We start from the raw sequence: 20,410 nt of genomic DNA on the forward strand, positions 1-20,410 counted from the left end.
ATGTGCACTTCGTTCACCGTCACCGCCGCGGACGGTTCGGTCACCGCCGGACGGACCATGGAATTCGCCTTCGACCTCGAATCGCGCTTGCTCGTCTTCCCCCGGGGCATGTCCTACCAGGCCAAGAGCCCCGACCCCGACGCTCCCGGCTATTCCTGGCGCGGCTCCTACGGCACCGTCGGCATGAATCTGCTGGACCGCGACTGCCTGCTCGACGGCGTGAACGAAGCCGGTCTGTATTTCGGCGCGCTGTACCTGCCGAACTTCACCGAATACCAAGCGGTGCCGGTCGGCCGCGAATCCGAGTCGATGTCGCAGATCCACGATGTCGGCAACTACCTGCTGTCCACCTGCGCGTCGGTGAGCGAGGCGGCGGCCGCCCTGGAACGGGTGCTGGTGTGGGGCCAGCCCGATCCCGGCACCGGGCAGCCCATCGAACTGCATTACACACTGCACGACGCGAGCGGCAATTCGCTGGTCGCCGAATACATCGACGGCGAACTCCGGTTGCACGACAATCCGCTGTCGGTCCTGACGAATTCGCCCCCGTTCGAATGGCACCTGCTCAACACCGGCAATTACGTCAATCTCTCCGCCGTCAATGTCCCCGACCTGCCGCTGTCGGGATACGACGTGAGCGCCCTCGGCCAGGGCAGCGGAATGCTCGGCCTCCCCGGCGATTTCACCCCGCCCTCCCGCTTCGTCCGCGCGGTCGCCCTCACCCAGGCCGCCGAACCGGCCCCCGACGCACCCGGCTCCGCCATCGTCGCCGCCCACATCCTGGACAGCTTCGACATCCCCAAGGGCTTCGTCCGCGCCGGCGACAGCGGCCCCGACTCGATCGAATACACGGAATGGTCGGTCATCGCCACCCTCGCCGCCGACCACCGCCGCTATCTCGTCCGCTTCTACGACAGCCCGGTCTGGTGCGCGGTCGACCTGGCCGAACTCGACTTCGACCAGGCCGGGGTCACCACCGTCGACACCGGAGCGGCCTGGTGCGTCGACATCACACCCTCGACCTGACCCGGGTCCGGGGCGTGAAGGCTCACCAGTCGTCGAGGTAGTAGAGGGTCAGGGAAACGGTGCCGTCGGGAAGCTCCCTGAGGCTGATGCTGGTTTCGTGGCGGTCCAGGGGCCAGCCTTCGATGGGGCACTCGCCCCACCAGTAGCCGTCGGTGGGGGTGGTTCCGCGGTTGTGTTCGAAGGCGCAGGAGCGGGTGTCGGTGAAGTGGCCGCGGAGGCGGTCGGTGATCTGGGCGGAGGTCGCGTCGGTGGCGCCGATGGCGAATTCGCGGGTGCAGCTGCTGTTCGACGAGAGGGAGGCGCAGTAGCCCGGCGCGGTCGAGCGCACGGAGAGTTCGGCGGGCAGCGGCTGGATCGCGTCGGCGGGCGGTATCCAGGACCAGCGGCCCATGAGGGTGAACATCGGGACGATGTACACCATCGCCAGCACCACCACGACGCAGCAGACATTGCTGATCACGTAGCTGATTCGCCGACGGGTCGCAGTGGCCGGTGCCTCGTCTTCCACCTCGTCCTCGACCGACGGACCCGCCACCAGCACGGCGATCGTCAGGCACACCAGGGCGGCCAGCATCGTGGCCTGTCCCTCGTAGAAGACCCACCGGCTGATCACCGCGTACTGCGCGAACGCGAGCGCGCCGAGCACCCCGAGCCCGATCAGCAGGCCCCGCCGGGTCGCGGCGATCAGCGGCCAGAGCACCAGCGGCAGGAAGAGCAGACTGAACCACACCACAAGGCGACCGTATTCGAGGGGCTCGGTGGTCCGCATGCGATAGCGGCGCGGCTACCCGCGCCCGGCGCGACCTGACGGGCAGGTGCCGTCCTATCGACTTTCGTAGGGGGTGACAGCGCCGTTCGGCGGATTCGCCGGGGTGGGCCGGATACCTAGGTTCGTGGCATGGGAAGCAGAGCGAGGGTGTTGGCGGTGGTCGCCGGGGCGGTCGTCGGGCTTGTCGTGCCAGCCGTAGCGGGGGCAGAGCCGGAACGGATCACTGTGTCCGCCACTGCTTTCGACGACTATCTCGCCAACTCGATGCGCGATACCGGACTGCCGGGACTGTCGGCGGTGATCACCCGGAACGGGGAGATCGTGCACGCGGCGGGCTACGGGCGGGCCTCCACCGGGGCGGCGATCACCGCGCGCACGCCGATGCGGATCGCCTCGCTGACCAAGGCGTTCACCGCGACGGCGGTGATGATGCTGGTCGAGGACGGAGCGATCGGGCTCGACCGGCCCGTGACCGAGCAGCTGCCCGGGTTCCGCACCGCCGACGCGCGCTCGGATCGGATCACGGTGCGGCAGTTGCTGAATCAGACCTCCGGGTTCGCCGATCGGACCGTCGACATCCGCGCGACGGAGTCCGCCGATTCGCTGGAGCACTACACCGCGACGCTGCGGACCGCCCGGCTCGCCGCCGAACCGGGCACCCGATGGGCGTACACGAACGTCAACTACAACCTCGCGGCGCGGCTGGTCGAGGTGGCGAGCGGGTCGAATTTCGGAGAGTTCCTGCGGCAGCAGATCTTCGACCCGCTCGGCATGCCGGACAGCGCCCTCGGCGACGACATCATCACTCCCACCGCCGGTTTCAACTCCCTGTTCGGCCACTGGACCGCCCGCGCCGAACTGCGGGGCTTCCTCGACGACAGCGGCAGCGGCGGGGTGGTCACCTCGGCGGCGGATATGGGCCGGTGGCTCATCGCCCAATCCGGCGACGGCCCACCGCTGGTCGGCGCCGACAGCCTGGCTCTGATGCACGCGCCGACCCCGGTGCGCGATTACGGCATGGGCTGGGGCCTCGACACCGAGCACGGCGCGCCGCTGCTGACCCACTCCGGCAATCTGTTCACCTACACCTCGGCGGCCGCGCTCGACCCGGCCACCGGCTACGGCTTCGCGGTCCTGGCCAACAGCGCCGCCCTCCACGACGACACCTATGCGATCCTCACCGGCCTGGTCGCGCTGGGCCGGGGCGAGCCGCCCGAACCGCTCGTCGACGCCAGGCTGCGCATCGAGGCCGCGCTCGCGGTGGTCATGGCGGGCGCGCTCGGACTGGGCGTCGCCGGCGTGGTCCGCTCCCGGCGCTGGGCCGAACGGCGTGGGGGCGGCCGGTGGTGGTGGATCGTGCTGCGCTGCGTGCCCGCCGCCCTGCCGATCGCGCTGTTCGCGAGCTGTCCCCAGGCGATGTCGGTGCTGTTGAACGGGCGGACCGTCACCTGGGCGCAACTCACCTATTTCCCCGCACCGCTCACCATAACCCTGCTGACCTGCGCGTTCGCCGGATCAGCGGTCCTGATCGCCCGGCTGTCGCGGCTGCGCTCACTAAGCTCGAGCCGATGAGGAATTACGCCGGACTCGCGCTGCTCGCGGGCGTGTGCGCGCTCAACGGGTTCTTCCTCGACGCGCTGCCCGCCTGGCGGCAGGCCGTGTTCGCCGGGCTCGCGGTCGCCGCGTACCTGTACGGCCGCCGGGTGCCGGTCGCGCGGGGCTGGCTGGTGCAGGCCGTGGTCGCGGCGCCCGGCCTCGGCTACTGCGCGGTGGACTTCTCGATCGGGCTCGGGGCGATCCTGAGCCAGACCGTGTTCGTCGTGCTGCCGTGGCTGGCCGGACGATTCCGGCGGCAGCAGGCCGCGCTGATCGTGGCGGGCCGGGACCGGGTGGCCCAGCTCGAGCAGGAACAAGCTCTGATCGCCGAGCGTGTCGCCCTGCGCGAGCGCGCCGCGATCGCCGCCGACATGCACGACTCGCTCGGGCACGACCTCGCCCTCATCGCCCTCCAAGCCGGGGCGCTCGAACTGTCCACCGATCTCACCGAGCCGAATCGGGCTGCCGCGCAACGCCTGCGGGCCGCGGCGGTGGCGGCGACCGATCGGCTGCGCGGCACCGTCGCGGTCTTGCGGGACGGCACCGCGCCGTCCGCACCCCACGACGAACCCGTCGTCGTCTTGGTGCAGCGCGCGATCGACGCGGGAATGGCGGTCGAGCTACATCTGCCGAACGACGGTGAACCGTTGCCGCCCTTGCTCGACCGCGCGATCTACCGGGTGGTCCAGGAATCCCTCACCAACTCGGCGCGCCACTCACCCGGTGCCCCGGTGACGGTCACCCTCGAACAGACATCGGCGCGAGCGACAGTCACCATCGCCAATCCCCTGCGCGACAACATCACCCGGCATCCATCGCGCGGCGGCGGTGGCTCGCCCGCACGACCCGACCGGAAGGACGCGGGCGACGGCAGCGGACTCGACGGCCTGCGTGCACGCGCGCGCCTCGCCGGTGGCACGATGACGGCGGGCGTCGAGGGTGCCATGTTCGTGGTGCGCGCTCGATTTCCCACGGCGACAACGTGATCCGGGTCCTGCTCGCCGACGACGAGGCGATGATCCGCGCCGGGATCCGCTCGATCCTCAGCACCGACCAGGGGATCGAGGTTGTCGCCGAGGCCGCCGACGGCCGAGAAGCCGTCGACCTGACCATCGCGCACCGACCCGATGTCGTGCTGATGGATGTGCGGATGCCGCGCATGGACGGACTCGCGGCCGCCGCGGCGATCCAGGCGGTGGCACCCGAGATCGCCGTCGTCGTCCTCACCACCTTCGACGAGGACGACTACGTGACGGCGGCGCTCGACGCGGGCGCGGCCGGTTTCCTGCTCAAAGCCGCCGATCCGCGCGAACTGCTGCTCGCCGTGCACGCGGTCGCCGACGGCGGCGCCTACCTGTCACCGCGTATCGCGAAGAAGGTGATCGCGCGCTGGGACGGTGGCGGTTTCGCGACCAAGACCGCGGCTCGGGCCCGGATCGCCGAACTCACCGACCGGGAGCGGGCGGTCCTGGCGGGCGTCGGCCGGGGGCTGGCCAACCAGGACATCGCCGCCGAACTGTTCGTCGCGGAGTCCACGGTGAAGGCCCACGTCAGCGGCATCCTGCGCCGCCTCGGCCTGACCAACCGGGTCCAGGCCGCCATCCTCGCTCACGAGGCGGGGCTGACCGGGCACTGAGCGAGCCCAGGATTTCGGGGGCTTTCCCCGTGCGCCCCGGTCAGTAGGGTACTGACATGCAAGCTCGCACGAAACGCTTCGTCGCCGGCGCCGCCGCGGCCGCCGCCCTGTCCCTCGCCGCCCCGCTCGGCACCGCCCAGGCCGCGACCCCCGTCGCCGACTCCGGCTCCGCGTCCCTCGGCTGCACCTCGACGGACATCAATCCCTGCCCCATCCGCCCCCTCCTCGATCTCCTCACCGCCCTGACCACCGGCTCCGCCGGAGGCGGGCAGTAGCCTGCGGTAGCGTCGGCAATATGGCCGATGCGTTCTATCTTCCCGATCCCGCGGACCCGAACCGGTTCGAGTCGACCGAGCTCACCCGCGGCCCCTGGTCGCCGGACGCGCAGCACGCCGGCCCTCCGTCGGCGCTGCTCGGACATGTGATCGAGCGGTGCGAGCCGCGCGAGGGGTTCCAGGTGGGGCGGGTCGCGGTGGAGATCCTCGGGCCGGTGCCGCTCGCGCCGCTGACCGCGACCGCCGAGGTGGTGCGGTCGGGGCGGAGCGTGGAGCTCATCCAGGCGATGTTGTCGTCGGAGCGGGGGCCGGTGATGCAGGCCAACGCGTGGCGGCTCAAGCGCAGTGAGCCCGCGCTCGATCTGCCGGTCGAATTCCTGCCGAGCGGCACGCGTCCGCTGCCGACGGCGACCGAACCCGAGGTGTTCCCCTCCGATCAGGCGATCGGATTCCACACCGGCATCGAATACCGTTTCGCCGCAGGCTCTTTCGGGCGACCGGGGCCCGCGGTGTGCTGGATCCGGTTGAAGTACCCGATCGTCGCGGGCACCACACCGAGCCCGCTGGAGCGAACGCTGGCCGCGGCCGACTCGGGCAATGGGGTGAGTTCGGTGCTCGACTGGGCGAAGTACCTGTTCATCAACACCGACCTCACGGTCACCCTGCACCGGCAGCCGGTCGGCGAATGGGTGTGCCTGGACGCGGTGACCCATCCGCAGCCGCACGGCATCGGCCTCGCCGAATCGGCGTTGTTCGACGAGACCGGCCCGATCGGACGCAGCACGCAAACCCTGCTCATCGCGCCGCGCGGCTGATCAGCGCAGGGCGTCCAGGTTCACCAGGTCGTCGTTGCCGTGCTTGCGCAGTTCCGATTCCGCGGTGCTGGTGCGGCGGAACGGATCGCCCTGGCCGGTGGTGAGCAGGCCGCGCAGGCTCGTGGTGATGTAGGCGCCCCAGGCGTTGGAACACACCTCGTAGCATTCGCCCGCGGGCACCAGACCCCGATGGGTGAAACGGATTTCGGTGCCGTCGGCGCCTTCGGTGATATCGAAGACGACGTCGGTGTCCTCCCATTCGGTGGTGTCGGCGATGAACGCGAGGTGCGAGTCGGTCACGTGCCAGACCAGGCGTCGGCCGGGCACGGACTCGGTGGTGGTCATGGTGCAGCGGTGGATGCCGGGAACCTCGAACAGGTAGCTGTCGCCGACGGTGCCGGTGCTGCCCTCGATGGTCTCCGACCACCAGGACCAGACATCGTTGACGGCGGCGAAGGCCTCGTCGGGGGTCTTGTCGACGGTGATGGTGACGGTGAAATCGGTGTCGCTCATTGCTTTTCCTTTCGGCTCAGCCGTCCAGGTGACGGCGGAGCGCGTCCAGTGGGCCGTCCCAGTCGCGCGCCAGCGCGGCCAGGAACTGTTGGGCCACTCGCATGGGTGCGGAATCGAGGCGATAGCGCACGCGCCGCCGTTCGCCGGGTTCCGCGATCACCAGGCCCGCGTCTGCCAGCAGGGCGAGGTGTTTGGCGATCGCCTGCCGCGTGATCGGCAGGCGATCGGCGAGGTCGGTCACGGTCGACGGCCCGTCCGCGGCGAGGGCGGCCAGGACCGACCGCCTGCTCGGATCGGCCAGCGCGACGAAGACCCGTTCGGCGGTGGCCTCCAGCTCAGGCCGCATCGAGGTACTCGACGAGCTCGCCCAGCTCGCTCTTCCAGCCACCGGTGTTGCCCTCGAACGCCTCCTTGTACTGCGCGTCGGGCAGCTGAGCGAAGCCGGCCTCGATCACGGTCAGCCTGGTGCCCGCGCCGACCGGTTCGAGGGTGAACTCCACGTAGGTGCGCCGCGGGTCGTCATCGGGCAGGCCGTAGATCTGCCAGGTGTAGCCGAAGACGTTCGGCTCCTCGACCCGCTCGACCCGCATATTGGCCACGTGACCTTCCTTCCAGGTCATCTTGGCTTCCCCACCCGGGCGCAGGTCGATGGTGGCGGTGTTGCCGAACCAGCTCGCCAGCCCTTCGGCGGTGGTGAGCGCCGCCCACACCTTGGCGGGCGGATGGGCGAGCTCGACGGTTCGCACGATCTGATCAGGGAATCCCATGATGTTCTCCTCGTCAGTAGCAACCAGTTGGTTGCAACTCAGAGTATGGCAACCAACTGGTTGCGTCAATGGTCAGTGCCCGCCGGTGACCCGGAACCCCCGCGGGACCAGCCACACCGCGCCGACCGCGACCAGCGCGACGACCACCGCGGAGATGTACGAGGTCGTGGTGAGCGCGGTGTCGAACGCATGGCTCGCGGCGTCGACGAGCTGGGTGTGCGCGGGTTCGGGCAGCTCGGTGGCCACCTCGTAGGCGCCGCCGACCGAGCCGCTGGCCTGCTCCACCTTGTCGGCCGGGACCGGCGGGTTCGCCATGTGCTGACTGAAGATCCTGGCGTGCAGACTGCCGAGCAGCGCGACGCCGAAACCCACCCCGACCTCGTAGTTGGTCTCCTCGACCGCACCCGCCTGACCGGCCCGATCGGCGGGCACGGCGCCGACGAGGACGGCCGCCGCCGCGGTCACCGCCATGCCGTCACCGAGCCCGAACGAGACGAGCACCAGCGCGACCACCGGATAGGTCGTCGGCTCCGGGCTCACCGCCAGCAGCAGGAACCCCAGCGACACCGCGCCGAGGCCGACCCCGAGCACCGCGCGGACGCCGAACTTGTCCATGAGCATCGGCGTCAGCAGCGAGGCGGTGAGCAGCGTGAGGGCCGCGGGCAGCATCCGGATGCCGGCCTGCGACGGGCTGTAGCCGTGGACGTATTGCAGCCACAGCGAGACCAGGAACATGGCCGCGCCGATGGCCATCATGGCCAGCAGGGTCGCGACGGCGGCCGCGGTGAACGCGCCGTTGCGGAACAGGCGCACGTCCAGCAGCGGGTCGTCGGCGGTGAGCTGGCGGCGGACGAACCAGTACATCGCGCCGATGCCGACGAGCAGGATCACCCAGTCGACCGGCCCCGCTTCACCTTTCGCGAGATGCTTGATGCCCCAGGCCAGGCACACGATGCCGATCATCGACAGCGCCGCCGCGAACCAGTCGAGGCTGCCCGCCTGCGGCGCCCGGTATTCCGGCAGCACCCACAGTCCGACCACCACCGTCACCAGGACCACCGGCACATTCAGCCAGAACGCCGAGGACCAGCCGAAGTGCTCGACCAGGAAACCGCCGATGATCGGCCCGACCGTGGCGCCGACGCCGGCGACCGCGGCCCAGATCCCGATGGCCATCGTGCGCTCGCGCGGGTCGGTGAAGATATTGCGGATCAGCGACAGCGTCGATGGCATCACCATCGCGCCACCGATCCCGAGCAGCACCCGGCCGCCGATCAGCTGGGCCGCGCTGCCCGCGGTCGCCGCGACCACCGAGGCGATGCCGAAGAGCACGAAACCACTGATGAACAACAGCTTTCGGCCCACTCGGTCACCGAGCGCGCCCGTGGTGATGAGCAGGCCGCCGAGCACCAGGCCGTAGATGTCGATGATCCACAGCTGCTCGAGCGGACCCACCTGGAGATCGTCGATGAGCGAGGGCAGCGCGACATTGAGAATGGTGGCGTCCATCGCGACCAGCAACAGGCTGGCGCACAGCACCCCGAGCATCACCCACCGGATGGCACCGTAGGTCTTCGTCGTCTCGCTCACCATGCCGCCTCACCGCCGATTCCTGGTCGTGACCGGTTTCCGGATCCGTGGCGCTCGATCCGCTGCTCAACCTACCGAGTCGGCTCCGGTTCCGGCCGGAGCGAGCGCGGCGGCGCAGCGCACGCTCAGCGTTCGGGCAGCACCGCGTCGACGAGGGTGCGCGCGGCCCGGCCGGTGCGCTCCCGGTCGCCGGTGATCACCCGGTCCTGAATGATGCCGCGCAGTCCCGAGACGAGCAGGGTGGCGACCACCTCGGGATCGCCCGCCAGGCCGGACCGGCGCAGCGCGGCGGCGAGTTCGGCGACGAAGGTGGCGATGGCCGCGTTCGCGTAGTCCTGATACGGCGATTCCGGCGCGCACGCCGCGCCGAGCACCTGGAGCAGCACCCGCACGCTGTCGGCCTCGGCGCCGTCGGTGTTCAGGTCGAAGAAGCCGAGGAGCCGGGCGCGCAGCCGCGTCACCTCGGTGACGTCGGCGAAGACCGCGGCCAGGTCGGGGCGCTGCGTCGCCAGTGCCTGGACCAGCAGTTCCTCCTTGGTGTCGAAGTAGTAGATGAGCATGCGCGAGCTGGTGCCGAGCGCGGCCGCCAGCGGGCGCAGCGACAGCTCGGCCAGGCCGTGCGCGGCGATGTACGCCACGACGCCGGCCAGCAGGTCGGCGCGTTTGCGGTGGTCGAGGGGACGGGCCATGGGTTGACTGTAGCGACTGCTACAGGTATTCATGACGGCGTGACTGTACCGATCGCTTCAGAAACTCGGGTCGGCGTCGTGGTGACCGCGTACGCGGCGACCACCGCCCTCGCCGACACCATGGACGAGACCTGGTCGCGCCTGCTGCGCGGGGAGAGCGGAATCCGCGCGCTGGCACCGGAATTCCTCGCCGAGCACGACCTACCGGTCCGGATCGGCGGACCGCTGGTCACCGCGCCCGACGCCGAGCTCACCCGGATCGAACAGCGCAGGCACTCCTACGTCGAGCGGATGGCCTTGGTCCTCGGCCGACAGGTCTGGCAGGCGGCGGGCGCGCCGGAGGTCGACCCCGAGCGGCTGTCCGTGGCCATCGGCACCGGGCTCGGCGGCGGTGACGCGCTGATCGACGCCGTCGACGCGATGCGGGCGGGCGGCTACCGCAAGGTCTCGCCGCTGGCCGTCCCGATGGTGATGCCCAACGGCCCCGCGGCCACCGTGGGACTCGAGATCGGTGCGCAGGGCGGCGTTTTCGCGCCGGTCTCGGCCTGCTCGTCGGGGTCGGAGGCGATCGCGCACGCGTGGCGGCTGATCAGTACCGGCGAGGCCGACGTGGTGGTCACCGGTGGGGTCGAGGGCCATATCGACCCCGTTCCCATCGCGGGTTTCGCCATGATGCGGGCGATGAGCACCCGCAACGACGAGCCGGACCGCGCCTCGCGTCCGTTCGATCGCGACCGCGACGGCTTCGTCTTCGGCGAGGCGGGCGCGCTGCTCGTGCTCGAATCCGAACAGCACGCGCGAGCCCGTGGGGCGCGGATCCACGCCAGGGTGCTCGGCGCGGGCATCACCTCCGACGCCTTCCACATCGTGGCCTCGGATCCGGCCGGGGCCGGGGCGGCGCGCGCGATGCGCAAGGCGATTCGGACCGCGGGCCTGCGGGATTCCGACATCGATCACGTGAACGCGCACGCGACGTCGACCTCGGTCGGCGACGCCTCCGAAGCCACGGCCATCACCGCGGTCACCCCCGACGCCTCGGTGTACGCGCCGAAATCGGCGCTCGGTCATTCGATCGGCGCGGTGGGCGCGCTGGAGTCGGTGCTCACGGTCCTGAGCCTGCGCGAGCAGATCGTCCCGCCCACACTGAATTTCGACCACCCCGACCCGGCGGTCGAGCTCGACATCGTCGCGGGCACGGCCCGCCCGCAGCGCATCGACTACGCGCTCAACAACTCGTTCGGCTTCGGCGGGCACAACGTCGCCTTGGCGTTCGGAAAAGCGTAGCGGCGCGGTGGCGACTACGCCTTGTCGAATCTGGTGTCGACGAAGGACGCGAAGTCGACCTTGCCCGGGATGGCCTTGGCCGCGGTGAAGGCGTCGGCGATCTCCTGCTCGGACGCGATCACCTGGTCAGTGAGCTTGATCGGCTCCTTGATCGAGCGGGTCCAGGTGGTGCGGGACGCGTCGACGCTGATCTGGGTGAGTTCGGCGTACTTGGTCGACCAGGTGTCGAGATTGTCCGAGGACCACTTGGTGGCGGCGGCGTAGCGCTGGAAGAAGTCCGCGATCGCGGCCGACTTACCCGCGTCGGCCACGGCGTGCTTGCCCGCAGCCCAGAAGTTGTAGCCGTTGGCGGCCTGATCGGCGGTGGCGATCGGCTTGGCGCCGATCTCCTTCTCGGCGATCGCGGTGTAGGGATCCCAGGTGGCCCAGGCGTCGACGTCGCCGCGGGTCAGCGCGGTGTAGCCGTCGGCGGGCGCCAGGTAGACCGGCTCGATGTCGCCGAGCGACAGGCCCGCCTTCCGCAGCTGCAGCAGCAGATTGGCGTTGGCCGAGCTGCCCTTGTAGACGGCGACCTTCTTGCCCTTCAGCGCCGCGACGGAGCCGATCGAGGAGTCCTTGCCGACCAGGATCGCGTCGCCCTTGCCGGTTGCCGAGAGCGCGCCGACGATCTTGATATCGGCATCGGACGCCGCACCGAAGATCACCGGGGTATTGCCCGTCTGCGCGATGTCGATGCCACCGGCACTGGCCGCCTCGACCAGCGGCAAGCCCGCGGTGAAGGTGGAGAACTCGATCTTGTAGGGCAGGTTCTCCAGCTGACCGGAGGCCTTCAACAGCACTTCGATCGAAATCGCCTTCTGGTCACCGACTTTCAGTGTGACGGTGCTCAGGTCGACCGGGCCCGACGGCACGGCGTCGGTCGCCGCGTCGTCCCCGCAGGCGCTCAGCGAGAGCGCGGCGACGACGGCGAGGGCGAGCCCGGCCAGGCGGGACTTCGGAGTGCGTTTCACGGGAACAACTTTCGTGCGGGGGTGGAAATCTCAGTGGGTGACGCCGAGCAGGGCCAGCAGGCGCGTCGCGTACTCGGCGACCTCCGGCGCGGCCGCGGTGCGCGGTCGCGGCAGCTCGATGGCCACCTCGGCGGCGATGCGGCCCTCGTCGAGGACCAGGACGCGGTCGGCCAGGGTGATGGCCTCGAGCACATCGTGGGTCACCAGCAGCACACCGAACGCGTGCTGGGCGTGCAGGCCGAGCAGCAGCTCGTGCATGGTCAGGCGGGTGAGCGCGTCGAGGGCGCCGAAGGGCTCGTCGAGCAGCAGCAGGGTCGGCTCGGCCACCAGCGCGCGGGCCAGCGCCGCGCGCTGGGCCTCGCCGCCGGACAGGGTGAGCGGCCAGGCATCGGCGCGCCCGGCCAGGCCGACCTCGGCGAGCAGATCGCGCGCGGCCCGCTCGTCCGCGCGCCGGTTGCGCGGCTTCGGCCTGCCCAGCGCGACATTGCGGACCACCGGCTGCCATGGGATCAAGCGCGGTTCCTGGAACACGATCGTCGGCCTGCCCGCGCCGGAAACCGCACCGCGACCGGCGGTATCGAGCCCACCGAGGATGCGCAGCAGCGTGGACTTGCCCGAGCCGCTGCGCCCGACCAGCGCGACGATCTCACCCGCACCGATCTCGAGGTCGATCCCGTCCAGCACGGTCCGGTCACCGAATTTCTTGCCCAGACCGGCGATTCGGGTGGCGGGGGTACGGTCGGCGGCCTTGGCCGAGATGGGTGTGACTGCGGCGGCGGTCATGACGGGATCCTCGCGGTAGAGCGGCGGCGGGTGGCGGGCCTGCCGAGGGCCGAGACGGGGTGGGTCCGGCGATCGGCGCGGGGAGCGGGGGCGGACATCAGCGATGGACCGCCGGGCGCCAGCGCAGGGCGCGGCGTTCGAGCAGGCGCACGATGGAGTCGGTGGCCAGGCCGAGCAGGCTGTAGATCACCAGGCCGAACACCACGATGTCGGTGCGCAGGAATTCGCGGGCGTTGTTGACGACGAAGCCGAGACCCGCGCTGGCATTGATCTGTTCGGCGACGATCAGCGAGAGCCAGGCGATGCCGAGGCTCTGCCGCACGCCGACCAGGATCTGCGGCAGCGCGCCGGGCAGGATCAGCAACCGCAGCCGTTCGACCACGCCGAGTCGCAGGGCGCTGCCGAGCTCGAGCAGCTTGGGGTCGAGCTGGCGGATGCCGGCGAAGGTGTTGAGATACAGCGGGAAGAACACACCGAGGGCGATCAGGTAGACCTTCGGTTCCTCACCGATGCCGAACCAGATGATGAACAGCGGGATCAGGCCGAACAGCGGGATCGTGCGGATCATCTGCAACGGCGGATCGACCGCGTACTCACCGATCTTGCTCAGCCCGGCCAGCACGCCGAGGGCCAGCGCCAGCACCGCGCCGAGCACGAAGCCGTAGAGCGCGCGCTGGCCGGAGACCAGCAGCGCTTCCCCGAGCTGACCCGAGCGGAAGGTCTCCAGCCCCGCGTCGAAGACGACCGAGGGGGCGGGCAGCTTCTTGGCCGGAATCCAGCCGCTGGTGCTGCCGATCTGCCAGATCAGCAGCAGCACGACCGGCGAGAGCGCGCGCAGGAAGCCGGAGCGGCGGTACAGCGGGATCCGTCGCTCGTCGGTTTCGGTGGGGCTCGCCAACAGCATTCGTGCATGGTGCCCGGCCGCACGGGTCGCCCGACAGGGTTCGGATCAGCTCGAGGATTTCTCGGCCCGCGCCGAGATCTGCTGGACGGCCCAGCCGTTGCCGTCGGGATCGCTGAAGAAGACGAAGCCGACATTGTCGAGCGGATGCGGTGTCGGCCTCGGGTTCTGACCGAGCGACTGCACCTCGGTGACCTCGACCCCACGGGCCACCAATTCGGCGTGCGCCCGCTCGATGTCGGGCACCACCAGCTGGAGCCCCTTCAGCGAACCGGGCGGCATCTCGGGCACCGCGCCCTTGCCGATGACGATCGAGCAGCCCGAGCCCGGCGGGGTGAGCTGCACGATGCGCACGTCGTCGGAGATCACGGTGTCGTGGTCGACGACGAAGCCGAGCTGATTCGCGTAGAAGTCCTTGGCCCGGTCGATATCGGAGACCGGGACGATGACGACTTCCAGGGTCCAGTTCACGGAGTGCCTCCCGAGGAGTGGTTCGGTCACGCAGTGGTGCCGAGTCTGCCATCGGCACCGGCTCGACGCGGGCTGAACAGGCTGTTCACGGCCTGCGCTCCCAGCGCCAGGCGTATTCGCCCTCGGCGGGCGGCGGGCCGGGCAGGTCGCCCTCGGCCGTCATGCCGTCGAGCAGCAGGGCCAGCACCCGCTGGCGCAGCTGCGCGGTGCGCACCGGATCGGGCATGGTCACCGCGGCGCACGCCTCCAGCAACAGCCCGACGTCCTGCGGATCGAAATCGGCCCGCAACCGGCCACTCGCGTGTGCCCTGCGCACCAGCTCCGCGCCCGCCTCACCCGCGTGGATGACGTCGGGCAGCATCGAATCGTCGGGGGTGAAGGTGCCGGCGAGCTTCACCGTCAGCGAGTGCACGTCGGCCTCGACCACCCGTTCCAGGAAGCCGACGAAGCCGCGCCAGCCGTCCGGATCCGCCAGTGCCGCATCGGCTTCGGCGTTGAACCGGCGCAGCCCCTCGTGGCACAGCGTGCGCAGCAGCACCTCCTTGCTCGGATAGCGGCGGTAGAGGGCGCTGATGCCGACGCCAGCGCGGTCGGCGACGGCCGCGATCGGCGCGGTCGGATCGTCCAGGAAGACGGCGCGGGCGGCGTCGAGGATGAGTCCGTCGTTGCGCGCGGCCTGTGCCTTACGGCCGGACAGGCGGGGCTGAGCTGCGGTTTCGGTCTGGTTCGGCATGAATCCCAGAATACCACTTGAAACGGAATGATCCGTTCTGCTACGTTTGGAACAGAACGAAGCATTCCGTTTCGAAAACAAGGAGTCGACATGACCGCCACGGCCACCATCACCCCCTTCCGCATCGACGTGCCCCAGGCGAAGCTCGACGACCTCGCCGCCCGCCTGCGTGGCGCCCACTTCCCGGACGAGCTGCCCGGCGTCGGTGACGCCTACGGCGTCCCGGCCAACCGCGTCCGCGCCCTCGCCGAGTACTGGCTCGAGGAGTTCGACTGGCGCGCACTGGAATCCGAGCTGAATGCGTACCCGCAGTTCACCACCGAGATCGAGGGCGAGAACATCCACTTCCTGCACATCCGGTCCTCGCGGGCCGACGCGACGCCGGTGATCCTCACCCACGGCTGGCCGGGCTCGATCCTCGAGTACCTCGACGTGATCACCCCGCTCACCGAGCCGGAATCAGCCGCGGATCCGGCCTTCCACCTGGTCATCCCGTCGCTGCCGGGCTTCGGCTTCTCCGGCCCGACCCGCAGCACCGGCTGGAACCGCTACCGCACCGCCCGCGCCTGGGCCGAGCTGATGGCGCGCCTCGGCTACGAGCGCTACGGCGCCATCGGCAACGACGGCGGCTCGATGGTCTCCCCCGAGCTCGGCCGGATCGCGCCCGAGCAGGTGCTGGGCGTGCACGTCACCCAGCTGTACTCGTTCCCGTCCGGCGATCCGGCCGAGTTCGAGGGCCTCTCGGAGGCGGATATGGCCGCGCTGGCGCACCTGCAGTGGTTCCACGAGAACAAGATGGCCTTCAACACCCTGCACAGCCAGCAGCCGCAGACCCCGGCCTACGCCCTGGCGGATTCGCCGGTCGGGCTGCTCGGCTGGAACGCGCAGCTGTTCGGCGAGTCGATCGACGCGCGGTTCGTCGTCGCGAACATCGCCCTGTACTGGCTCACCGGCACCTCGGGCTCGTCGCTGCGGTTCTACTACGAGGACGCCCACGCCACCGAGCACCCGACCGAGCCGACCACGGTGCCGACCGGGCTGGCCATGTTCGCCGGTGACTTCCAGTCGATCCGCCGGTTCGCCGAGCGCGATCACAGCAATATCGTCAGCTGGAATTCCTACGACACCGCCGCCGCGACGGGCGGCGCGAACGACGCGGCCGGACACTACGCCGCGCACGAGGCGCCCGAGGTGCTGGTCGGCGACATCCGCCGATTCTTCGCCGGCCTCGCCTGATCCGGCTTCGGTGCCGCGGCCCACGCTCCCCTCATCGGTGCGTGGGTCGCGGCCCATTCGAATCATGCACCAGCGCAGTGTTATACGCGCACCAAAGAACGCAATCAGTGATGCTCGTGCAGGTCGCCCCAGGCCGGGAAGGGATCGGCGAAGCCGGCCCACCCGGCCGGACCAGCGGCGAACTCCGCGTCGGTGAGCAGCGCGGCGTCGAGGGCACGCCGGACCGCGGGCGCGTCCAGGCGCACGCCGATGAACACGATCTCCTGACCGGCGGGCACGTCCAGCGACGACCACCACGCGCCCGGCTCGAAGGTCAGGTTCGGACCGGCCTGCGACCAGATCGCGGCCAGCTCGGGGCGGCTGGCGATCCAGCAGAATCCCTTGCTGCGCAACATCCCCCGCAGCCCGGACAGCGCCTCGGCCAGCCGGTCCGGATGGAACGGGCGATCGACGGTGTAGGTGAGGCTGCTGATCCCGTATTCCTCGGTCTCGGGCGTGTGACCGCCGGCCAGCTCCTCGGCCCAGCCCTCGGCCTCGGCGGCCACCACCGGATCGTACCGGCCGGTGGCGAGCACCTCGTCCAGCTCGACCACGCCCTTCTCGGTGCGCAGGATGTGCGCCCTCGGGTTGAGCCTGCGGACGGTGGCCTCGACGGTGGCCGCCGCGTTCGCGCTCACCAGGTCGGTCTTGTTGATCAGCAGCACGTCGGCGAACTCCACCTGGTCCACCAGCAGATCCGCGATCGTGCGCGTATCGCCCTCGCCCGCTTCGAGTTCCCGCTCGGCCAGCGCCTGCCCCTTGACCAGCTCGGCCAGGAAGGTCGACGCGTCGACCACGGTCACCATGGTGTCGAGGCGGGCCAGCTCGCCGAGGCGGAAGCCGTCCTCGAACTCCCAGTCGAAGGTCGCGGCCACCGGCATCGGCTCGGAGATACCGGTGGACTCGATCACCAGCTGGTCGAACCGGCCGTCGCGGGCCAGCCGGGCGACGGCCTCGATCAGGTCCTCGCGCAGCGTGCAGCAGATGCAGCCGTTGGTGAGTTCGACCAGTTTCTCCTCGGTCCGGTCCAGATGACCCTGGCCCGCGACGAGCGCGGCGTCGATATTGACCTCGCTCATGTCGTTGACGATGACCGCGACCCGGCGGCCGTCCCGGTTGGCGAGGATGTGGTTGAGCAGCGTGGTCTTGCCCGCGCCGAGGAACCCGGACAGGACGGTGACGGGCAGGTGCGCGGTGGGAGCGGAGTTGGTCACGAGTTAATGATAATGGTTTTCATTTGCCGTTCGCGGGTGGGGTCTCCGAACGGCGCGCCCGGTCGTAGGGTTGGGGCGTGAAGATGTTGCCGCTGACCCCCGATGGCCAGACCCCTGTTCGCGCGCTCACCATCGCGGGTACCGACTCCGGCGGCGGCGCCGGTATCCAGGCCGACTCGCGGACGATGGCGCTGTGCGGCGTGCACGCGTGCGTGGCGGTGGCGGCGGTGACCGTGCAGAACACGGTGGGCGTCAGTGGATTTCACGAGATCCCGCCGCACATCGTGGCCGACCAGGTGCGGGTGGTCGTGCGCGATATCGGGATCGGCGCGGCCAAGACCGGCATGCTGGCCTCCACCGCGATCATCGAGGCCGTCGCCGAGGTGTGCCGTGAGGTCGGGATCGGGCGCGACGCGGCCGTGCCGCTGGTCGTCGACCCGGTCGCGGCGTCGATGCACGGCGACCCGCTGCTGCACGCCGAGGCGCTGGACGCGGTGCGCAACACCCTCATCCCGCTGGCCACGGTCGTCACCCCGAACCTCGACGAGGTCCGCCTGATCACCGGCATCGAAGTGGTCGACGACGCCACCGCCCGCAAAGCCGCCGAGGCGTTGCACGAGCTGGGCGCGCAGTGGGCGATCGTCAAGGGCGGGCACCTGCGCTCCTCGGAGTACAGCACCGACCTGCTCTACGACGGCGACACCTTCCGCGAGTTCACCGCGCCGCGCATCGCCACCGGCAACGATCACGGCGGCGGCGACACCCTGGCCGCGGCCATCGCCAGCGCGCTGGCCAACGGCTATCCGGTGCCCGACGCGGTCGCCTTCGCCAAGGAGTGGACCTACCGCTGCCTGGCCGCGTCCTACGATCTCGGCGCGGGCCACGGGCCGGTTTCGCCGCTGTGGCGGCTGCACACCGACGCCTAGCGTGGCGTCGCGAACTTGTCGGTGGGTGGGTTCATACTGAACCCATCGCACCCACCACCGGTTCCAACGACGCAGCCGGCGAGAACAACGGAGTTCGCCTCGGGCGCGAAGACTTTCAGCCGACGACGAACGCGTCGCGCAACGGCCGCGACGGATCGATCACGACTCCGTTGAACCGTGCGTGCGCCAGGGCCAGCGCCGAGATGCTCTCGGCCAGATAGTCGACGAATCGCTCCACCGGCATCGCCGAGACCTCGCGCTGATTCGCGCCGAGCCACCAGTCCGTGGCCGAGGCCACCGCGCCGAAAATCGAATAGTTCACCAATTCGATCCCCGCCACGTCGATCGATTCGGTCGGCAGCAGATCGGCGAAGAATTCCGCGGCGCGGCGTGCCGATTGCCTGGCCGCGACCAGCGCCCGTTCCGTTTCCTTGGCCTGCTGGCTGAAATGGCTGTGCAGCATGAACCGGAAGACGTTCGGATGCTCGGAGACGACGGCCACGTATTCGGCGGCCGCGCGCCGGACCAGGTCGGCGACGGAATCGTCGGTGAGATTCACCCCGCTGAGCACCCGCTCCCACAGCATGTCGCGGACCCGGTCGACGATCGCGTTGTAGAGATCGGTCTTGTCCTCGAAATGCCGGTAGAGCTTCGGTTTGGCCGCTCCCGCCTCCTTGGCGATATCGCCCATGCTCACATCGGGGCCGACCCGATCCAGCGCGCGGAACGCGGCATCGACGAATTCGATCCGGACCTGCACCCGGTGTTCGCGCCACCGTTCCGTCCTGGCGTCGACACGACGGACCGGCTCGTCTGCTTTCCGGTAACCGCGTGTCACGGTCAGCAGCTTATTGGCGTGGTCGGCCTGGGTGCTGCGCGGGGCGACATTTGCCGAACCGGCAACCTTTCTTGCGGAATTGTCGCGGGTGCCCGCACCATCGAATCGTCTACGCGTCCGCCGACCGACAGGAGCCCCGATGACCGAGACCGCGCCGACCCCCGAACAGTTCTGGGAGGACTTCTACCGCGAGCGGGACCAGATCTGGACCGGCAACGCCAACAAGACCCTGGTCAGCGAGGCCACCGAGCTGACGCCGGGCACCGCGCTCGACCTCGGGTGCGGCGAGGGCGGCGACGCGATCTGGCTGGCCGGGCAGGGCTGGGAGGTCACCGCGGTCGATGTCTCCGCGACGGCGCTGGAGCGGGGCGCGCGGCACGCGGCCGACGCGGGCGTTCGCGTCACCTGGGAACGCCACGACCTGCAGACGAGCTTCCCGGCGGGCACCTTCGACCTGGTCTCCGCACAGTTCCTGCACTCCCCGGTGGAGCGCCCCGACGAGCGCGCGACCATCCTGCGCCGGGCCGCGGCCGCCGTCGCACCGGGTGGCTCGCTGGTGATCGGCAGCCACGCGCACTGGCCGACCTGGGTCACCACCCCGCCGCACGACGTGTCCTTCCCGACCATCGAGCAGATGCTCGCCCAGCTCGACCTCGGCCCCGAGTGGCACGTGGCGACCGCGGGCCTGATCACCAGTCCGTCGAAGAGCCCCGACGGCGTCGAGGGTGAGCGCGCCGACAGTGTGTTGCGCGTGCGGCGCGGCTAGCCGACGGCCGCCTTGGGCAGCGCGTCGCCACCGCTTCGGCGGGACAGCAGATAGAGCACCCACATGACGATCGGCAGCAGGATGTCGGTCCACAGCGGGACGCCGATGTTGTACGGCTTCGTGTTGTCCTCGGCGATCCAGAAGTAGATGTGCCCGGCCGCGTCGCCCCAGTACTGAATGGTCAGGACGACGATCGTGCACAGCCAGAAGTGGCCGCGGAACCAGTAGGCCATGATGCCGACCACGCCGATGGCCAGATCGCCCATCGCGTTCTCCCATTGGAAGCCGCCGTCGCCCCGGGTGTAGCCGATCTGCTCGGCGACATTCGCGCCGTCGAAGATGTGCGCGGCGGCGCCGAGCACCGAGGCCACGCCGACGACGGCCACCATCCACCAGACCAGGTGGATATCGACCGCGCGGCGGCCGGGCTGACGCCGGCTCTGGACGAACGCGCCGACGAGGGCGACCAGCACCGCGATGATGGTAGGCATCGCAACGCCTCCGACTCGGTAGTCGAGCACTGTTCCAGCAGG

General features: G+C 70.0%; 24 protein-coding genes. 10 read left to right on the forward strand and 14 right to left on the reverse strand.

Going from position 1 to position 20,410, the window contains the following annotated elements; translation table 11 throughout:
- The gene (locus AB0L91_RS09825; RefSeq protein ID WP_365008706.1) at positions 1 to 1,026 is read left to right on the forward strand and encodes a choloylglycine hydrolase family protein; all 1,026 of its coding nucleotides are present in this window, start codon (positions 1 to 3) and stop codon (positions 1,024 to 1,026) included.
- Between the two features lie 22 nt (positions 1,027 to 1,048).
- Here AB0L91_RS09825 and AB0L91_RS09830 read toward each other — a convergent pair whose 3' ends face one another.
- On the reverse strand, positions 1,049 to 1,759 hold the full coding sequence (locus AB0L91_RS09830) for a hypothetical protein (RefSeq protein WP_357342336.1): 711 nt from the start codon (positions 1,757 to 1,759) through the stop codon (positions 1,049 to 1,051).
- Between the two features lie 261 nt (positions 1,760 to 2,020).
- On the opposite strand from AB0L91_RS09830, the gene AB0L91_RS09835 reads away from it, so the two are divergent.
- Genes AB0L91_RS09835 through AB0L91_RS09855 form a run of 5 tightly spaced genes read left to right on the forward strand, consistent with a single transcriptional unit; the run spans position 2,021 to position 6,117 of the window.
- On the forward strand, positions 2,021 to 3,367 hold the full coding sequence (locus tag AB0L91_RS09835; RefSeq protein ID WP_365008709.1) for a serine hydrolase domain-containing protein: 1,347 nt from the start codon (positions 2,021 to 2,023) through the stop codon (positions 3,365 to 3,367).
- The gene (locus AB0L91_RS09840; RefSeq protein WP_365008712.1) at positions 3,364 to 4,377 is read left to right on the forward strand and encodes a histidine kinase; all 1,014 of its coding nucleotides are present in this window, start codon (positions 3,364 to 3,366) and stop codon (positions 4,375 to 4,377) included. Before AB0L91_RS09835 ends, AB0L91_RS09840 begins: the two co-directional genes overlap by 4 nt.
- Positions 4,374 to 5,027, forward strand: coding sequence for a response regulator transcription factor (locus AB0L91_RS09845; RefSeq protein WP_365008714.1), 654 nt, complete (start codon positions 4,374 to 4,376; stop codon positions 5,025 to 5,027). Before AB0L91_RS09840 ends, AB0L91_RS09845 begins: the two co-directional genes overlap by 4 nt.
- Before the next feature lie 56 nt (positions 5,028 to 5,083).
- Entirely contained in the window at positions 5,084 to 5,302 is a 219-nt protein-coding gene (locus AB0L91_RS09850; protein WP_355274430.1) for a hypothetical protein, read from the forward strand.
- A gap of 20 nt (positions 5,303 to 5,322) precedes the next feature.
- Positions 5,323 to 6,117, forward strand: coding sequence for a thioesterase family protein (locus tag AB0L91_RS09855; protein ID WP_365008716.1), 795 nt, complete (start codon positions 5,323 to 5,325; stop codon positions 6,115 to 6,117).
- Here AB0L91_RS09855 and AB0L91_RS09860 read toward each other — a convergent pair whose 3' ends face one another.
- From AB0L91_RS09860 to AB0L91_RS09880, 5 genes are all read right to left on the reverse strand, one after another.
- On the reverse strand, positions 6,118 to 6,630 hold the full coding sequence (locus AB0L91_RS09860) for an SRPBCC domain-containing protein (protein ID WP_357342328.1): 513 nt from the start codon (positions 6,628 to 6,630) through the stop codon (positions 6,118 to 6,120). It lies immediately after the preceding gene.
- Positions 6,631 to 6,646: 16 nt separating this feature from the next.
- Complete coding sequence (locus AB0L91_RS09865) at positions 6,647 to 6,976, reverse strand: metalloregulator ArsR/SmtB family transcription factor (RefSeq protein ID WP_365008719.1); 330 nt, start codon at positions 6,974 to 6,976, stop codon at positions 6,647 to 6,649.
- Positions 6,966 to 7,397 carry an SRPBCC domain-containing protein gene (locus AB0L91_RS09870; RefSeq protein ID WP_357342326.1) on the reverse strand — a complete coding sequence of 144 codons (432 nt, stop codon included), beginning with the start codon at positions 7,395 to 7,397 and terminating at the stop codon, positions 6,966 to 6,968. The genes AB0L91_RS09865 and AB0L91_RS09870 overlap by 11 nt, the downstream gene beginning before the upstream one ends.
- Before the next feature lie 72 nt (positions 7,398 to 7,469).
- Positions 7,470 to 8,990 (reverse strand): MFS transporter, encoded by a 1,521-nt coding sequence (locus AB0L91_RS09875; RefSeq protein ID WP_365008721.1) that lies wholly within the window; start codon positions 8,988 to 8,990, stop codon positions 7,470 to 7,472.
- 122 nt (positions 8,991 to 9,112) lie between these two features.
- Positions 9,113 to 9,676 carry a TetR/AcrR family transcriptional regulator gene (locus AB0L91_RS09880; protein ID WP_365008723.1) on the reverse strand — a complete coding sequence of 188 codons (564 nt, stop codon included), beginning with the start codon at positions 9,674 to 9,676 and terminating at the stop codon, positions 9,113 to 9,115.
- Between the two features lie 39 nt (positions 9,677 to 9,715).
- Here AB0L91_RS09880 and AB0L91_RS09885 point away from each other — a divergent pair, with 39 nt between their 5' ends.
- Positions 9,716 to 10,960 carry a KasA/KasB family beta-ketoacyl-ACP synthase gene (locus AB0L91_RS09885; protein WP_365008726.1) on the forward strand — a complete coding sequence of 415 codons (1,245 nt, stop codon included), beginning with the start codon at positions 9,716 to 9,718 and terminating at the stop codon, positions 10,958 to 10,960.
- A 14-nt stretch (positions 10,961 to 10,974) separates the two neighbouring features.
- On the opposite strand, the gene AB0L91_RS09890 is transcribed toward AB0L91_RS09885, so the two are convergent.
- From AB0L91_RS09890 to AB0L91_RS09910, 5 genes are all read right to left on the reverse strand, one after another.
- Positions 10,975 to 11,970, reverse strand: a complete 996-nt coding sequence (locus AB0L91_RS09890) for an ABC transporter substrate-binding protein (protein ID WP_365008728.1) — start codon at positions 11,968 to 11,970, stop codon at positions 10,975 to 10,977.
- Between the two features lie 30 nt (positions 11,971 to 12,000).
- Entirely contained in the window at positions 12,001 to 12,753 is a 753-nt protein-coding gene (locus tag AB0L91_RS09895; RefSeq protein ID WP_365008730.1) for an ABC transporter ATP-binding protein, read from the reverse strand.
- 97 nt (positions 12,754 to 12,850) lie between these two features.
- Positions 12,851 to 13,657, reverse strand: coding sequence for an ABC transporter permease (locus AB0L91_RS09900; RefSeq protein ID WP_365008731.1), 807 nt, complete (start codon positions 13,655 to 13,657; stop codon positions 12,851 to 12,853).
- 45 nt (positions 13,658 to 13,702) lie between these two features.
- Positions 13,703 to 14,125 (reverse strand): VOC family protein, encoded by a 423-nt coding sequence (locus AB0L91_RS09905; RefSeq protein ID WP_355274459.1) that lies wholly within the window; start codon positions 14,123 to 14,125, stop codon positions 13,703 to 13,705.
- A gap of 85 nt (positions 14,126 to 14,210) precedes the next feature.
- Positions 14,211 to 14,858, reverse strand: coding sequence for a helix-turn-helix domain-containing protein (locus AB0L91_RS09910; RefSeq protein ID WP_365008734.1), 648 nt, complete (start codon positions 14,856 to 14,858; stop codon positions 14,211 to 14,213).
- Positions 14,859 to 14,948: 90 nt separating this feature from the next.
- Between AB0L91_RS09910 and AB0L91_RS09915 the strand changes: the two genes are divergently transcribed.
- Positions 14,949 to 16,094, forward strand: a complete 1,146-nt coding sequence (locus AB0L91_RS09915; protein WP_365008736.1) for an epoxide hydrolase family protein — start codon at positions 14,949 to 14,951, stop codon at positions 16,092 to 16,094.
- 104 nt (positions 16,095 to 16,198) lie between these two features.
- Here the strand turns inward: AB0L91_RS09915 and AB0L91_RS09920 are convergent, their stop codons facing one another.
- Positions 16,199 to 17,347: a GTP-binding protein gene (locus AB0L91_RS09920; RefSeq protein WP_365008738.1), complete on the reverse strand. Its 1,149-nt coding sequence runs from the start codon at positions 17,345 to 17,347 to the stop codon at positions 16,199 to 16,201.
- A 77-nt stretch (positions 17,348 to 17,424) separates the two neighbouring features.
- Between AB0L91_RS09920 and thiD the strand changes: the two genes are divergently transcribed.
- Positions 17,425 to 18,273 (forward strand): bifunctional hydroxymethylpyrimidine kinase/phosphomethylpyrimidine kinase, encoded by an 849-nt coding sequence (gene thiD / locus AB0L91_RS09925; RefSeq protein WP_365008740.1) that lies wholly within the window; start codon positions 17,425 to 17,427, stop codon positions 18,271 to 18,273.
- A gap of 115 nt (positions 18,274 to 18,388) precedes the next feature.
- Here the strand turns inward: thiD and AB0L91_RS09930 are convergent, their stop codons facing one another.
- The gene (locus tag AB0L91_RS09930) at positions 18,389 to 19,111 is read right to left on the reverse strand and encodes a TetR/AcrR family transcriptional regulator (protein ID WP_365008742.1); all 723 of its coding nucleotides are present in this window, start codon (positions 19,109 to 19,111) and stop codon (positions 18,389 to 18,391) included.
- Between the two features lie 139 nt (positions 19,112 to 19,250).
- Here AB0L91_RS09930 and AB0L91_RS09935 point away from each other — a divergent pair, with 139 nt between their 5' ends.
- Complete coding sequence (locus AB0L91_RS09935) at positions 19,251 to 19,877, forward strand: class I SAM-dependent methyltransferase (protein ID WP_365008744.1); 627 nt, start codon at positions 19,251 to 19,253, stop codon at positions 19,875 to 19,877.
- On the opposite strand, the gene AB0L91_RS09940 is transcribed toward AB0L91_RS09935, so the two are convergent.
- Positions 19,874 to 20,368: a DUF6790 family protein gene (locus AB0L91_RS09940; protein ID WP_365008746.1), complete on the reverse strand. Its 495-nt coding sequence runs from the start codon at positions 20,366 to 20,368 to the stop codon at positions 19,874 to 19,876. The genes AB0L91_RS09935 and AB0L91_RS09940 overlap by 4 nt on opposite strands.
- Positions 20,369 to 20,410: the final 42 nt, after the last annotated feature.

It is taken from the genome of Nocardia sp. NPDC051833, assembly GCF_040681225.1.
GTDB lineage: Bacteria > Actinomycetota > Actinomycetes > Mycobacteriales > Mycobacteriaceae > Nocardia.

What these genes read in the sequence shown, in the direction of transcription:
- AB0L91_RS09825 (WP_365008706.1), top strand. Translation starts at nt 1, where the DNA reads ATGTGCACTTCGTTCACCGTCACCGCCGCGGACGGTTCGGTCACCGCC.
- AB0L91_RS09840 (WP_365008712.1), top strand. Translation starts at nt 3,364, where the DNA reads ATGAGGAATTACGCCGGACTCGCGCTGCTCGCGGGCGTGTGCGCGCTC.
- AB0L91_RS09850 (WP_355274430.1), top strand. Translation starts at nt 5,084, where the DNA reads ATGCAAGCTCGCACGAAACGCTTCGTCGCCGGCGCCGCCGCGGCCGCC.
- AB0L91_RS09855 (WP_365008716.1), top strand. Translation starts at nt 5,323, where the DNA reads ATGGCCGATGCGTTCTATCTTCCCGATCCCGCGGACCCGAACCGGTTC.
- AB0L91_RS09860 (WP_357342328.1), bottom strand. Translation starts at nt 6,630, where the DNA reads ATGAGCGACACCGATTTCACCGTCACCATCACCGTCGACAAGACCCCC.
- AB0L91_RS09865 (WP_365008719.1), bottom strand. Translation starts at nt 6,976, where the DNA reads ATGCGGCCTGAGCTGGAGGCCACCGCCGAACGGGTCTTCGTCGCGCTG.
- AB0L91_RS09870 (WP_357342326.1), bottom strand. Translation starts at nt 7,397, where the DNA reads ATGGGATTCCCTGATCAGATCGTGCGAACCGTCGAGCTCGCCCATCCG.
- AB0L91_RS09875 (WP_365008721.1), bottom strand. Translation starts at nt 8,990, where the DNA reads ATGGTGAGCGAGACGACGAAGACCTACGGTGCCATCCGGTGGGTGATG.
- AB0L91_RS09880 (WP_365008723.1), bottom strand. Translation starts at nt 9,676, where the DNA reads ATGGCCCGTCCCCTCGACCACCGCAAACGCGCCGACCTGCTGGCCGGC.
- AB0L91_RS09895 (WP_365008730.1), bottom strand. Translation starts at nt 12,753, where the DNA reads ATGACCGCCGCCGCAGTCACACCCATCTCGGCCAAGGCCGCCGACCGT.
- AB0L91_RS09900 (WP_365008731.1), bottom strand. Translation starts at nt 13,657, where the DNA reads ATGCTGTTGGCGAGCCCCACCGAAACCGACGAGCGACGGATCCCGCTG.
- AB0L91_RS09910 (WP_365008734.1), bottom strand. Translation starts at nt 14,858, where the DNA reads ATGCCGAACCAGACCGAAACCGCAGCTCAGCCCCGCCTGTCCGGCCGT.
- AB0L91_RS09915 (WP_365008736.1), top strand. Translation starts at nt 14,949, where the DNA reads ATGACCGCCACGGCCACCATCACCCCCTTCCGCATCGACGTGCCCCAG.
- AB0L91_RS09935 (WP_365008744.1), top strand. Translation starts at nt 19,251, where the DNA reads ATGACCGAGACCGCGCCGACCCCCGAACAGTTCTGGGAGGACTTCTAC.
- AB0L91_RS09940 (WP_365008746.1), bottom strand. Translation starts at nt 20,368, where the DNA reads ATGCCTACCATCATCGCGGTGCTGGTCGCCCTCGTCGGCGCGTTCGTC.